A 12959-nucleotide genomic window follows, 5' to 3' on the forward strand; every position below is an offset into this window, starting at 1 on the left:
ATTGGCCGGTGTCAGCCAGATATCAGGTGAAGCGTGGTGGCCAATCATCCAGATGCCGCGGGCGAAGCCTTTCTGTTCGGCGCTTTCCAGCTCATACCCGCGCAGCGGATGCTGTTCAATGGCGGCAATGCGGTGCGGGTGGGCAACCGCGCGCTGGAGATTCTCGTTGCGCTCGTGGAGCGTGGCGGCGAACTGGTCACGAAGCAGGAATTGATGGCGCGGGCCTGGCCGAACACCGTGGTCGAGGAAGGCAACCTCAAGGTGCAAATCGCCGCGTTGCGAAAGGCGCTAGGCGAAGGCCCGCACGATCAGCGTTATCTAACCACGGTGGTGGGCCGCGGCTATCGCTTCGTCGCACCGGTGGAACGGGTATTGCCCGCGCCGGATGAGGCGCATGGCGGCGCAGAGCCTCGCCTCGGCAACCCTGTTCCGCTGGCACTGGTGCGCCCGCTCGGGCGCGCGTCCGACATTCAGGCGCTGCTTAAATCCTTGCTCGACGCGCGGCTCGTGACCGTTGCGGGTCCGGGCGGAATCGGCAAGACGACGGTGGCGTTGGCGCTCGCGCGGCAAATGGCCGAAGCGGGCGAGCACGAGGTCTGGTTCGTCGACCTCTCGACGATTGCCGACGCGCATCTCGTGCCCAATGTCGTCGCGGCGGCGTTGGGCTTGGCCGTGCATTCGAACGACGTCGCCTCGGCGCTGGCGAGCTATTTCGCGCTGCGCGAGCGCCCACAGCTCGTCGTGCTCGACAGTTGCGAGCACGTCATCGAAGCCGCCTGCGCCATCGTCGAGCGTATCGTTTGCGCCTCGCCGCGGGTGCTGGTGCTCGCCACCAGCCGCGAGCCGCTGGCGGCGGCCGGCGAGCACGTGTGCCGCCTCGAGCCGCTAGCCAGCCCGCTTGCCACTGAGGGGCTGACCGCAGACGTCGCGCTGCGCTATCCGGCGGTGCAACTGTTCATGGAGCGTGCGAGCGCGAGGCGCGGCGACTTCGAACTCGACGACGACGACGCGCCCGTGGTCGGCGAAATTTGCCGGCGGCTCGACGGCATCGCGCTCGCGATCGAACTCGCGGCCACGCGTCTCGATGCATTCGGCGTGCGCGAATTGCTGGGCCTGCTCGACGACCGCTTTTTCGCGCTCGGGCAGGGGCGGCGCACGGCCCCCGAGCGGCACCGGACGCTGGCCGCGATGCTGGACTGGAGTCATCAATTGCTGCCCGCGGTCGAGCGTGTCGTCTTGCGCCGCGTCGGGATATTCGCGGGCAGCTTCGTGCTGCGTTCGGCCGAAGCGGTGGCGGCCGGAGACGGCATTTCCAGCCGCGATGCGATCGATGCGATCGCGAGCCTCGTGGCGAAGTCGATGGTCACCGCGGACGTACGCGGCGAAACCGTGCACTACCGGCTGCTCGATTCGACGCGCGACTATGCGCGCCGCAAGCTTGCCGACGCGGGCGAACTGGACACCGTCGCGCGCCGTCACGCCGGACATTTTCTCGACATGTACGCACGCGCCGAGGATCAATGGAGCACGCAGCCGGAACGCCGCTGGGTGGAGGGGCATTTGCGCGCGATCGACGACGGGCGCGCGGCGCTCGACTGGGCGTTTGCGGCACGGGCGGAGGCCGAGCTTGGCGCGGCGCTCACGGTAGCGGCCATCCCGGCGTGGCTGCGCCTGTCGTCGCTCGAGGAATGCCGCAAGCGCGTGCAGCAGGCGTTGTTGGGCATCGATGGCGGCTCGCCCGCATTCGAGCGCTATCGCATGAAGCTTCATACGGCGCTGGCTGCAGCGGCCATGTACACGTGCGGCGTGATTCCCGAGGTCGACGCCGCGTGGAGAACGGCATTGACGATTGCGCGAGCGCTCGATGACAAGGAATATCAGTTGCGCGCATTGTTTGCGGGCTGTTGCGCGCTGGTTTATGCCGGCAAGAACTGCGCAGCCGACGCACTGCTCGAAAATTTCCGCTTCGTGGCACAGGCATCGGGCAACGCCGTCGCGCTTTCGGATGGCGACAGGCTCACTGCGTTCACCTGGCATCACATGGGCAAGCAGGCGGAAACGCGCGAACATCTCGAGCGCGTGCTGAGCCGCCATCTCGCGCCGCTCCAGCGGCCGCAACTCTCGCCGGTCCACGTCGACTGGCGCAACGGCTCCAGAACCATCCTGTCCAACGTGTTGTGGATTCAGGGGCTGGCCGATCAGGCGCTGCGGCTGGAACACGAAGCAAGAAGCGACGCGCAGGCCAGCGGCCATCCGTTGACGCTCGGCTATGTGCTCGCGCTTGCATCGGTGCCGATCGCCCTGCAGGTGGGGGATCTGGTCGCGGCGCGAGCCCATCTCAAGCGTTTGCAGGACCACCTCGCAAAGCATGGGCTCGTCATTTTCGAAGCGATGCCATGTTGCCTGCACGGCGCCGTGCTGATCGAGTGCGGCGAGCCGTCCGGTCTGCCGATACTGCGTGCCGGGCTGGAGCAGTACAGGCGCGAGCATATCGGTCTGCGCTATGCGATGTACGCGGGGGTCTACGCGCGCGGGCTGCGCGCGTTTGGGCGCAACGTGGAAGCGCGCGCGGTCGTCGAGGAAGCACTGGAATGGGCGAACGCGCACGACGAGTTGTGGTGCATGCCGGAACTGTTGCGCATCAAGGGAGAAATACTCGAAGAGAACGACGCGCTCGATATGCTGGGCCTGTCTGAGAGCCTGTATCAGCAGGCAATCGAGCTTTCCTGTCAGCAAGGCGCACTGTCCTGGGCGCTGCGCGCGGCAACCAGCCTCGCTCGACTGAGCCACAGGTTTGGCAAGACGCATCACGCCCAAACTGTGCTGGTTTCCGTCTATGAGCAATTCACCGAGGGGTTCGAGACGGTGGACCTCCAGGCAGCGCAAGCGAAGCTGGACGGTCCGCACAGAAGCCACGTGTAGCGCGTCAGCGCGTCAGCGTGTCGGGCGTGGCGCGACATGCCACGTTGGCAAGGTCACGCGCTCCCAGGCGCACCGTCGCCCCGTGCTTGCCGCGCCAGCGATGCGGCGTATCGTCGACGTGGCGTCGAAACACGGTGGTGAAGTGCGCCTGCGTACGGAATCCCACGCTAAAGGCAATATCGGCGACCGTCGACTTCGTGGTGGCGAGCAGCGTTTGGGCGTGTTCGATGCGTCTGCGAAGGATGAACGTATGCGGCGAGGTGCCCGTCGCGGCGCGAAAGCGCGCCGCAAAGTGCATGGGCGACAGACCGACCGCCGCGCCCAGTTCGGCCGACGTCATGCTCTGGTCGATACGCTGGTCGATGAAATCGATTGCCATCTTCACGCGCCACGCCTCGAGCGGCGAGACGGAGGGCGCGCGAGCGGGTTTGATCGTGGCGCGCAGGACCATGATTTCGAGCAGGCGCGCGAGAATGGACAACATGATGCCGTCCGCGTAAAACGTGCTCGTGGAGGTTTTGCCGTGAATCGCGCGCAACAGCGTGCCGGTCAGCTTGAAGACCACCGGATCGCGAAGATGCTGCGGCTCGGACAAAACGGAATCGATTTCCGGCACCTCGTCGTTGTCCAGCCACTCGGTGAGCCAGTATGGCGGAACATGAAGATGCAGGAAGTCGCTCGGCGTCGCGAAACGCGCATCGATCTGGGAACCGGCGGGTATCACGAGCACCGCGCCTCGATCGACGACGCCGTCATGAAATGACACGCCGTCTATCGCCAGCGTCAGGAGCGACTGGTTCAGGCAAAGCGCGACGAGAATGCACTGGCTGTCGATGCGCGTGCCCCATGCCTTGGGCGTTGCACTCGTCCAGCGCAGCACTTCGGGAAGCACGAGGCTGCGATCCGGTTCACACGATATGGTTTCCGATGACCTCGCATACTGGCCGATGAGAAGTGGCGCGTTCATGGATCTCTCCTCCGTGTCCGTGCGGGAACCTGTCAGCACGATATCGCGTGGCGGCCGGCGCGGGTAGTCTACGGGGGTATGGGCCGGCGCCCCGAGGAACCCCCGCAGTATTAAACGAAGGTATAGGAAAGCACCGAAATAAAAAAAGCGTGCGTTCAGAAAATACGCGGGGACGGGTATCGGGAACAATGACTTGTGTCGTGCCTTCGTGCGGGCACGAGCAGATCCTCGGGGGAGTCCATGGATAACCTGACCCGGCGCCAGTTCCTCAAGCTCACTGCAACCACATTGGCGAGTTCGAGTCTCGCACTCACCGGGTTTTCGCCCGCCACCGCGCTGGCGGAGGTGCGCCAATACAAGCTCATGCGCACCACGGAGGTGAGAAACACCTGCACGTACTGTTCGGTAGGCTGCGGGATCCTGATGTACGCGCTCGGCGACGACGCCAAAAACGCCAAGGGCAGCATCATTCATATCGAAGGCGACCCCGACCACCCTGTGAATCGCGGCACGCTATGTCCGAAGGGCGCCAGTCTGCTCGACATCGTGCACAGCGAAGCGCGGCTCAAACTGCCCGAATACCGCGCGGCGGGATCGGACAAGTGGGTGCCCATCTCCTGGAACGAAGCGTTCGATCGTATCGCCGCGCTGATGAAAGCCGACCGCGACGCGAATTTCATTCATCGAACGGACGAGGGAAGAGTCGTCAACCGTTGGACCACCACAGGATTTCTCGCCGCCTCGGCCGCGAGCAACGAGGCCGGCTATCTCACCCATAAGGTCGTGCGCAGCCTGGGAATGCTCGCATTCGACAATCAGGCGCGTGTCTGACACGGCCCGACGGTGGCAGGTCTTGCCCCGACGTTCGGCCGCGGTTCGATGACGAATCACTGGGTGGATATCCGCAATGCCGATGTCATTCTGGTCATGGGCGGCAATGCGGCCGAGGCGCATCCATGCGGATTCAAATGGGTGGTCGAAGCGAAGGCGCATCGCGGCGCACAGCTCGTGGTGGTCGATCCACGCTTTACACGCACCGCTTCGGTGGCGGACTACTATGCGCCGATCCGCACCGGAACCGATATCGCTTTTCTGGGCGGCGTCATCAACTACCTGCTGACGAACGACAAGATCCAGCACGAGTATGTGAAGCACTACACCGACTTCGGCTTCATCGTCAGGGAGGACTTCGCTTTCGATAACGGGCTCTATTCGGGCTACGACGCCGGCAAGCGATCGTATGACAAGAGCACTTGGGAATATGAACTCGATGAAACCGGATTCGTGAAGACCGACGCGACGTTGTCGCATCCACGGTGCGTCTATCAATTGATGAAAGGACACTTCTCGCGGTACACGCCGCAAATGGTGGAAAAAATCTGCGGCACCCCGCAGGAGAAGTTCTTGCACGTATGCGAAATTCTCGCCAGTACCGCGGCGCCCAATCGTGCAGGGACGCTTCTCTACGCGCTCGGCTGGACACATCACTCGATCGGCTCACAGATCATTCGCACAGGCGCCATGGTTCAGCTGCTGCTGGGCAACATAGGCATCTCGGGCGGCGGCGTGAACGCCTTGCGCGGCCACTCCAATATCCAGGGTTTGACCGACCTCGGGCTATTGAGCGAGATGTTGCCCGGTTACATGGTGTTGCCGTGGGAAGACGAACAGGACTACGAGGCGTATATCGAGCGCCATGCACTGAAGCCTCTGCGTCCCAATCAATTGAGCTACTACCAGAATTACCGGGCCTTTTTCGTGAGCATGATGAAGTCCTGGTGGGGCGATGCGGCGACGAAAGAGAACAACTGGGCCTACGACTATCTGCCGAAGCCGGATAAAACCTATGACCTGATTCAAAACGTCGAGTCGATGAGCCAGGGAAAGATGACGGGGTATGTCTGCCAGGGTTTCAACATGATTGCTTCGGCGCCGAACAAGGCCAAGGTCTTCGAGGGGCTGTGCAAGCTCAAGTGGCTCGTCATCATGGACCCGCTCGCCACGGAAACGTCCGAATACTGGAAGGACTTTGGCGACTTTCACAAGGCCGATCCGGCGAAGATCCAGACGGAGGTGTTTCGGCTGCCTACCACCTGCTTCGCGGAAGAGAACGGCTCGGTGGTCAGTTCTTCGCGCGTCCTTCAATGGCATTGGAAGGGCGCCGAGCCGCCCGGCGACGCCCTCGGCGATGCCGAGATCATGTCGAACCTCTTCATCCGGATGCGGGAGCTGTATCGCAAGCAAGGCGGGGCGTACGCCGACCCGATACTGAAGCTCAACTGGCCCTACGCGGACCCGCAAAGCCCCACGCCCGAGGAACTGGCCAAAGAGTACAACGGCTCGGCGCTGGCGGACCTCGGCGATCCGCACAACGCCGGCGCGATGGCCGTGAAAGCCGGCCAGCAACTCTCGGGCTTTTCGCAGCTTCGCGACGATGGCAGTACCGCGAGCGGATGCTGGATCTTTTGCGGCGCGTGGACGGAGGCGGGAAACATGATGGCCCGCCGCGACAATAGCGATCCCACCGGTATCGGGCAGTCGCTTGGCTGGGCGTGGGCGTGGCCCGAGAATCGACGAATCCTCTATAACCGGGCTTCCTGCGACCTGAATGGACAACCCTTCGATCCGAGCCGCACGATCCTCAAATGGAATGGGCGCCAATGGACCGGCGCGGATATTGCCGACTACAAGGAAGACGAAGCGCCCTCGCTTGGCATGGGGCCTTTCATCATGAACCCGGAAGGCGTGGCGCGCTTTTTCGCACGGCGGCAGATGAACGAAGGGCCGTTCCCCGAGCACTACGAGCCGTTCGAAACGCCCATTGGTTTCAATCCGCTTCATCCGGATCATCCCGACGTGACGAACAATCCGGTTGCGCGCGTATTCGCGCGTGACAGAAGGGATTTCGGCACAGCCGCCGAATTTCCGTATACGGCCACGACGTATCGATTGACCGAGCATTTCCACTTCTGGACCAAGCATGCGCGCCTGAACGCCATCATCCAGCCGGCGCAATTCGTCGAGATCGGCGATGAACTCGCCGATGAGCTGCGGATCGTTTCGGGCGACAGCGTGAAGGTGTCGTCGAAGCGCGGTTACATCGTTGCGGTCGCCCTCGTGACGAAGCGCATCCGGCCGCTCATGGTGGATGGCAAAAAGGTTCACACGGTAGGCGTGCCGCTGCATTGGGGCTATAAGGGGCTCGCCAAACCCGGCTATCTCGCCAATACGCTGACCCCATCGGTCGGCGACGCCAATACGCAGACGCCGGAATTCAAGTCTTTCCTCGTCAAGGTCGAAAAGGTGTGAGGTGCAAACGTGTCCCTGCAATCACTGGATATCAGGCGGCTGTCCGCCACGACCGTGCCACCGCCGGGCGACCGGGTTCCTGTTACCGGCACGGTGGCCAAGCTGATCGACGTTTCGAAATGCATCGGGTGCAAGGCATGTCAGACCGCCTGCATGGAGTGGAACGACCTGAGAGACGAGATTGGCGAGAACGTCGGGGTGTATGACAACCCGCGTGATCTATCGGAGCACTCGTGGACCGTCATGCGATTCACGGAATACGTGAATCCCAAGGGCGATCTGGAGTGGCTCATCCGCAAGGATGGCTGCATGCATTGCGAGGATCCCGGCTGTCTCAAGGCCTGCCCGTCGCCGGGCGCCATCGTGCAGTACACGAATGGCATCGTCGACTTTCATGAAGAGAATTGCATTGGTTGTGGCTACTGCATAGCCGGATGTCCGTTCAATATTCCGAGGCTTTCGAAGACCGACCACCGCATGTACAAGTGCACGCTCTGCTCGGATCGTGTTGCCGTGGGTCAGGAGCCCGCCTGCTCGAAGACCTGCCCGACCGGGGCGATCATGTTCGGCACCAAGGAAGACATGAAGGCGCAAGCCGCCGATCGAATCGTCGATTTGAAGCGGCGCGGTTTCGAGAATGCAGGGCTCTATGATCCGGCCGGTGTTGGCGGCACGCACGTCATGTATGTCCTCCATCACGCGGATCAGCCCTCTCTCTATCACGGTCTGCCCGACCGGCCGCGAATCAATCCGCTCGTCATGGTGTGGAAGAGCATTGCCAAGCCGCTGGCGCTGGCGGTGCTGTTTCTCACGCTTCTGACGACCTTTTTTCACTACGTCCGGATCGGGCCGAACCGGGTGCACGAGTCCGATGAGGAAGCGGCGCGCGCTGATATAGAGGCCAGCCAGGAGGCAAAAGATGAACAGCACTAATCGCAGGCCCGATCTCCTGATCGAGCGTTATAACGCCAACGAACGGACCATTCACTGGATCACGGCACTGAGTTTCATCTTGCTCGCGTTGTCGGGGCTTGCGCTGTTTCATCCGGCCATGTTCTGGCTTTCGGCGCTGTTCGGCGGCGGCCAGTGGATGAGAATCCTGCATCCGTTCATCGGCCTCGTGATGTTCTCGGCGTTCTCTTGCCTTGCGATTCGCTACTGGCGCCACAACCTCATCGAACTCAGTGACATTCAATGGCTTCTTCGCATCTTGCAGATTCTCCAGAATCGCGACGAAGGTCTTCCCGAGGTGGCTCGGTACAACGGCGGCCAGAAAATGCTGTTCTGGACGCTGTTGCCTTGCATGATCGCGCTACTGCTATCTGGCATCGTCATCTGGCGTCGCTATTTCTCTGCATACTTCGCCATTGACGTTCTTCGCTTCGCCGCGCTGGTGCATTCGATCGTTGCGTTCGTCCTGATCCTTGCGATCATGGTGCACGTCTACGCCGGAATCTGGATCGACGGCACGCTGGGTGCGATGCTTCACGGCTATGTCACGCCGGGGTGGGCGAGAAAGCACCACCCGCGGTGGTTCCGGTCGGTGATCAAGTCACAGCATCTGAAGTGATCGAACGTTCAGCCGCCATCAACGCTGCAGCGCCACGACAAGAAAATGAAAGGGCATGGCGAGCAGAACGGTAAAGACGAAGCCGAGCAGCCAGAGTATGGCGAACCACGTCATACGCTTGCCGAGGGTGGGCTGCTCTTCGTGCGGGGTATCCGACATGGTTCTCTCCTCCGTCAATGTTACTGGCTGCCTTGCTGGACTTTGCCGCGAAATACCCAGTAGCCCGCCGTCGTATACACGACAATGATCGGGATGATGATCACGGCGCCGACGAGCGCAAATACCTGGCTCGACCGCGGTGAAGCGGCTTGCCACAGCGTCACGGAACGGGGAATGGCATACGGCCAAATGCTGATCAGCAGGCCAAGGTAGCCGAGAAGAATCAGAACGTTGCAGAGCACGAACGGCGCGAAATCGGAGCGTCTCTTGACCGCGCGATACATGGCGACCGCCGTCACCGCAACGAGAATCGGGACCGGGTAAAGGCTATAGCGGAATGAGGAACTGAACCATCGCGCGGCGACTTCGGCGTCCGTGAGCGGCGTCCAGATGCTCACGGCGACGATGAACGCCAGCAACGCGAGCGTCATGGGCCAAACGATGCCGAACAGGCTGTCCTGCAGATCGCCCTCCGTCTTCATGACGAGGTAGGTGGCGCCCTGCAGCGCATAGGTGACCATGAGGCCCATGCCGGTGAGGAAGCTGAAGGGGGACACCCAGAAGAACGGGTCCCCAGAGAAAACGCCGTCTTTCACGGGAATGCCCTGCAGGTAGGAGCCGAGGATTACCCCCTGGAAAAATGCGGCGCCGGCGGACCCGCATATGAAGGCGAGACTCCAGAGGTTTTTCGTCCGGTTCGCCTTGCCACGCAGCTCGAATGAAACGCCGCGAAAGATCAGGCACACGAGCATGAAGATGATCGGCAAATAAAGCCCTGAAAGCGCGACGGCGTAGACCATGGGAAAGGCGGCGAACAACGCTGCGCCGCCCAATACGAGCCACGTCTCATTGCCGTCCCATACGGGGGCGATGCTGTGCATCAGCATGTCGCGGATCGTGTCGGAGGGGAAGAAGGGGAAAATCATCCCGATGCCCAGATCGAACCCGTCGAGGACGATATACATGAAAAGACCAATGGCGATGATGGTTGCCCAGACTACCGTGACATCCATGGCAGGCTCCTGAAGAATTGCGCATCTGGCTTGGTGTACAACTACTCGGTGGCCGCGGCAAGCGGACGGCGGCCTCCCACTCCGGGGTGATCGGCGACTTTGGCGGGCGCCGCGGGTTCGTTGTCCAGCGGCGGCCCGGCGTAGATGAGCTTAAGGATGTAATAGACGCCCGTACCGAAGACCAGCACATAAACCATGAAGAACACCAGCAGGGAAACGCCCGCGCTTTGGGAGGTCAAAGGTGAGACGGCATCTCTCGTTCGCAATACGCCGAATACGACCCAGGGCTGGCGGCCCGCTTCGGTGGTGATCCAGCCAGCAATGAGGGAGACGATACCCATTGGGCCCATGATGACGGTGAGCCATTGGTAGGCGCGAAACTCGAAGAGTCTCGTCCCGCGTCGAAGGAGCGCGCCCACGAGCGCGGTCAGGATCATCAGTACGCCAAGCCCGGCCATGATCCGGAACGTCCAGAAAATCAGGCTCGAATTCGGGCGGTCTTCTTTGGGAAACTCCTTGAGCCCACGAATTTCGCCATCCCAGCTATGCGTGAGGATCAGGCTGCCAAGATGGGGAATCCGGATCGCATAGCGCGTCACTTCCGCGTTCATGTCGGGAAAGCCGATCAGATTGAGCGCCGTGCCGCCTTTTTCCGTTTCCCATAGACCTTCGATCGCGGCGATCTTGACGGGCTGATAGCGACGGGTGTTCAAGCCATGCTGGTCGCCGACAAAGGCCTGTATCGGGGCGAGCAAGAGGAGCAGCCAGAGCGCCATCGAATACATGGTCTTAACCTCTGGGTCGCGCCGCCCGTGCAGAAGATGCCACCCGCCTGTTCCGGCAACGACCAGCGCAGCGACGATAAACGCCGCCATCGTCATGTGCGCAAGGCGATAGGGAAAAGACGGATTGAAAATGACGGCGAGCCAGTCCACGGGAACGACATGACCGTCTTCGATCCTGAATCCCCGTGGGGTTTGCATCCAGCTGTTGGATGCCAGAATCCAGAACGTGGAGATGAGTGTTCCGATGGCAACCAGCAGCGTGGCCGCAAAGTGGGCCTTCGCGCCCACCTTTTCCCAACCGAACAGCATGATGCCCAGAAATCCGGCTTCGAGAAAGAAGGCGGTCATCACCTCGTAGGTGAGAAGCGGACCGGTAATCGGGCCGGCAAAGCGCGAGAAACCCGCCCAGTTCGTGCCGAACTGATAGGCCATGACAACACCCGAAACGACACCCATGCCGAAGCCGACGGCGAATATCTTCGCCCAATACATGGACAATGCCTTGTAATGCGGCTTGCCGGTTTTCAGGTAGCACGCCTCGAGGACCGCAAGGAAACTCGCGAGGCCGATACTGAGCGCGGGAAAAATGATATGGACGGATACGGTGAAGGCAAACTGAAGCCGTGACAGATCGAGCGCGTTGGCATCCATCGTGAGCCCCTTCTAGCAGGATGAGCGGACCGCATCCGGTCCGACATCAGCACACTAGCGCGCCGCGACAGTGTTGGAAACACTACCGCGGTATGCGACACGCGGCACGCAATGCCACTGACCTATACCGTCGTATAGGGATAAAGTGCAACGGGCGTGAAAACGCGGGATGGCATGAAGCGATCGAAGTGACGAGCAGGATTTCAGGCCTTCCCGACCGCCTGTCGAACCTTCTCGAGTATGACGCACGAGTCGACCGGTTTCTCGAGATAGGCCAGCGCGCCGTTGGCGAGCGCGACGGATTCGTCCTGCGCGGTTGGGTAAGCGGTAATGAAGATGGTTGGCGGTGCGTTGCCTTGCGAGCGCAACTGCGCATGCATTTCCAGGCCCGACATGCCCGGCATGGTGACGTCCGAGATGAGGCACCGCGTTTTGCGCACGGCGCCTGAACGGAGGAACGCGTCGGCTGAGTCGAAAGTCAAGACTTCCCATCCCAAGGCTCGAATGAGACTCTCGATTGATTCCCGAACCGACTCGTCGTCCTCGACTATCGAGACAAGAGCGACTGGAGTCACGCGATCCCTCGGACGGACTGCCCAGGCGGAGTGCGGCAGTCCTGCAGGTTGTTAGACTTTCGCATTGCAGAATAGTCCCGCATAGGTGGCGTGATAACCATACGAAGGTATAAAAGTGCACGACGCATTGGCCATTCCTTTCAGTCAGCCAACTCGAAGGCGTGCGCAAGCACTGTGCCCTCGGTGAGTATGTAAGCGTTATCTACATCAGGGCTATTGGAGCCAGTCGAAAGCGTTCCTCCAGCACGGAATTAAACGAAGGTATAGGGTTGCGGAAAATTCATGCGCGCGGCACAACCCTTTGTAGGGCTGTCTCATCGCGACGATCGGCGATACCTTGGTGATACGCCGGACCGGTTCATCGAACCGGCTCTGATTGCCGATAGCAAGGAGGCGCCGATGTTGACCAACACAAACTTCGTCGATCCCTGGATTCGCACGATAGGTCTGCTGTCCATACCGGGGACTTCGGAAATCGTCGACGTGGAGCCCGTTCCTCTTGTGAAATGCCGGCACCGCGCGGAAGCCAACGTTTCGGACTGGCGTCCATTCGTGCGTATCATCGACCGGCCAAGCGCACACTCGATGACGATCGACTGGCGCGATCCGACCAAATGCTGCTACCGGGAGCAGCTGTGGGTGGCCGCGCATTCCCGCGTGAGCGGCCGTTGCGCGATGAGCGGAAAATCGATCGCACCAGGCGACGAGATCTTTCGTCCGCGCCCCACGAGACCGGCGCCGAGGAACGTTGGCGCGATGATTCTCGCTTCGGCCGTGGACGCCTGCTACCCGTACGGTTCGCAGGAGGAATGGAACGTAGAAGCCTCCGCATTGACGGCGTTACGTTAAAAGGAGATTTGCCTTCAGGTCGTCAATGAATGGCAATCTTTTCATTCCGATGCACGGGGTGGCGCAATTGATCGGTCGCCAGTCACGAATCGCCGTGGCTCCAGAATATTCCTCGCTATTTCACGAAAGAGGTGGCCCGTTGATCGCGCTAATATAAAT

Annotated in this window: 10 protein-coding genes; 5 read left to right on the forward strand and 5 right to left on the reverse strand. The window is 61.2% G+C overall.

Going from position 1 to position 12959, the window contains the following annotated elements; all coding sequences use genetic code 11:
* Positions 1–36 precede the first annotated feature (36 nt).
* Positions 37–2922, forward strand: coding sequence for a winged helix-turn-helix domain-containing protein (locus AB4Y36_RS22785; RefSeq protein ID WP_368684143.1), 2886 nt, complete (start codon positions 37–39; stop codon positions 2920–2922).
* Between the two features lie 4 nt (positions 2923–2926).
* Here the strand turns inward: AB4Y36_RS22785 and AB4Y36_RS22790 are convergent, their stop codons facing one another.
* Complete coding sequence (locus AB4Y36_RS22790; protein WP_368617888.1) at positions 2927–3889, reverse strand: helix-turn-helix domain-containing protein; 963 nt, start codon at positions 3887–3889, stop codon at positions 2927–2929.
* Positions 3890–4129: 240 nt separating this feature from the next.
* Here AB4Y36_RS22790 and fdnG point away from each other — a divergent pair, with 240 nt between their 5' ends.
* Genes fdnG through AB4Y36_RS22805 form a run of 3 tightly spaced genes read left to right on the forward strand, consistent with a single transcriptional unit; the run spans position 4130 to position 8768 of the window.
* Positions 4130–7198: a formate dehydrogenase-N subunit alpha gene (gene fdnG / locus AB4Y36_RS22795; protein ID WP_368684144.1), complete on the forward strand. Its 3069-nt coding sequence runs from the start codon at positions 4130–4132 to the stop codon at positions 7196–7198.
* A gap of 9 nt (positions 7199–7207) precedes the next feature.
* Positions 7208–8131, forward strand: a complete 924-nt coding sequence (fdxH, locus tag AB4Y36_RS22800) for a formate dehydrogenase subunit beta (RefSeq protein ID WP_368684145.1) — start codon at positions 7208–7210, stop codon at positions 8129–8131.
* Positions 8118–8768: a formate dehydrogenase subunit gamma gene (locus tag AB4Y36_RS22805; protein ID WP_368684146.1), complete on the forward strand. Its 651-nt coding sequence runs from the start codon at positions 8118–8120 to the stop codon at positions 8766–8768. The genes fdxH and AB4Y36_RS22805 overlap by 14 nt, the downstream gene beginning before the upstream one ends.
* Before the next feature lie 18 nt (positions 8769–8786).
* Here AB4Y36_RS22805 and AB4Y36_RS22810 read toward each other — a convergent pair whose 3' ends face one another.
* The 4 genes from AB4Y36_RS22810 to AB4Y36_RS22825 all read right to left on the reverse strand — a co-directional run bounded on the left by AB4Y36_RS22810 (position 8787) and on the right by AB4Y36_RS22825 (position 11951).
* Positions 8787–8927 (reverse strand): hypothetical protein, encoded by a 141-nt coding sequence (locus AB4Y36_RS22810; RefSeq protein ID WP_368617892.1) that lies wholly within the window; start codon positions 8925–8927, stop codon positions 8787–8789.
* Between the two features lie 20 nt (positions 8928–8947).
* Positions 8948–9940 (reverse strand): cytochrome d ubiquinol oxidase subunit II, encoded by a 993-nt coding sequence (gene cydB / locus AB4Y36_RS22815; RefSeq protein ID WP_368684147.1) that lies wholly within the window; start codon positions 9938–9940, stop codon positions 8948–8950.
* Positions 9941–9981: 41 nt separating this feature from the next.
* A complete protein-coding gene (locus AB4Y36_RS22820; protein ID WP_368684148.1) occupies positions 9982–11376 on the reverse strand; it encodes a cytochrome ubiquinol oxidase subunit I in 1395 nt (464 codons plus the stop codon).
* 203 nt (positions 11377–11579) lie between these two features.
* Positions 11580–11951 carry a response regulator transcription factor gene (locus AB4Y36_RS22825; protein WP_368617895.1) on the reverse strand — a complete coding sequence of 124 codons (372 nt, stop codon included), beginning with the start codon at positions 11949–11951 and terminating at the stop codon, positions 11580–11582.
* A 282-nt stretch (positions 11952–12233) separates the two neighbouring features.
* On the opposite strand from AB4Y36_RS22825, the gene AB4Y36_RS22830 reads away from it, so the two are divergent.
* Entirely contained in the window at positions 12234–12800 is a 567-nt protein-coding gene (locus AB4Y36_RS22830; protein ID WP_368684149.1) for a DUF3331 domain-containing protein, read from the forward strand.
* Positions 12801–12959: the final 159 nt, after the last annotated feature.

The organism is Paraburkholderia sp. BR10936, assembly GCF_040965735.1.
GTDB classification, from domain to species: domain Bacteria; phylum Pseudomonadota; class Gammaproteobacteria; order Burkholderiales; family Burkholderiaceae; genus Paraburkholderia; species Paraburkholderia nodosa_A.

Excerpts from the sequence above, each read along its gene's own strand:
- AB4Y36_RS22805 (WP_368684146.1), top strand. The coding sequence starts at position 8,118 with ATGAACAGCACTAATCGCAGGCCCGATCTCCTGATCGAGCGTTATAAC.
- AB4Y36_RS22790 (WP_368617888.1), bottom strand. The coding sequence starts at position 3,889 with ATGAACGCGCCACTTCTCATCGGCCAGTATGCGAGGTCATCGGAAACC.
- AB4Y36_RS22820 (WP_368684148.1), bottom strand. The coding sequence starts at position 11,376 with ATGGATGCCAACGCGCTCGATCTGTCACGGCTTCAGTTTGCCTTCACC.
- cydB (WP_368684147.1), bottom strand. The coding sequence starts at position 9,940 with ATGGATGTCACGGTAGTCTGGGCAACCATCATCGCCATTGGTCTTTTC.
- AB4Y36_RS22830 (WP_368684149.1), top strand. The coding sequence starts at position 12,234 with ATGCGCGCGGCACAACCCTTTGTAGGGCTGTCTCATCGCGACGATCGG.
- AB4Y36_RS22810 (WP_368617892.1), bottom strand. The coding sequence starts at position 8,927 with ATGTCGGATACCCCGCACGAAGAGCAGCCCACCCTCGGCAAGCGTATG.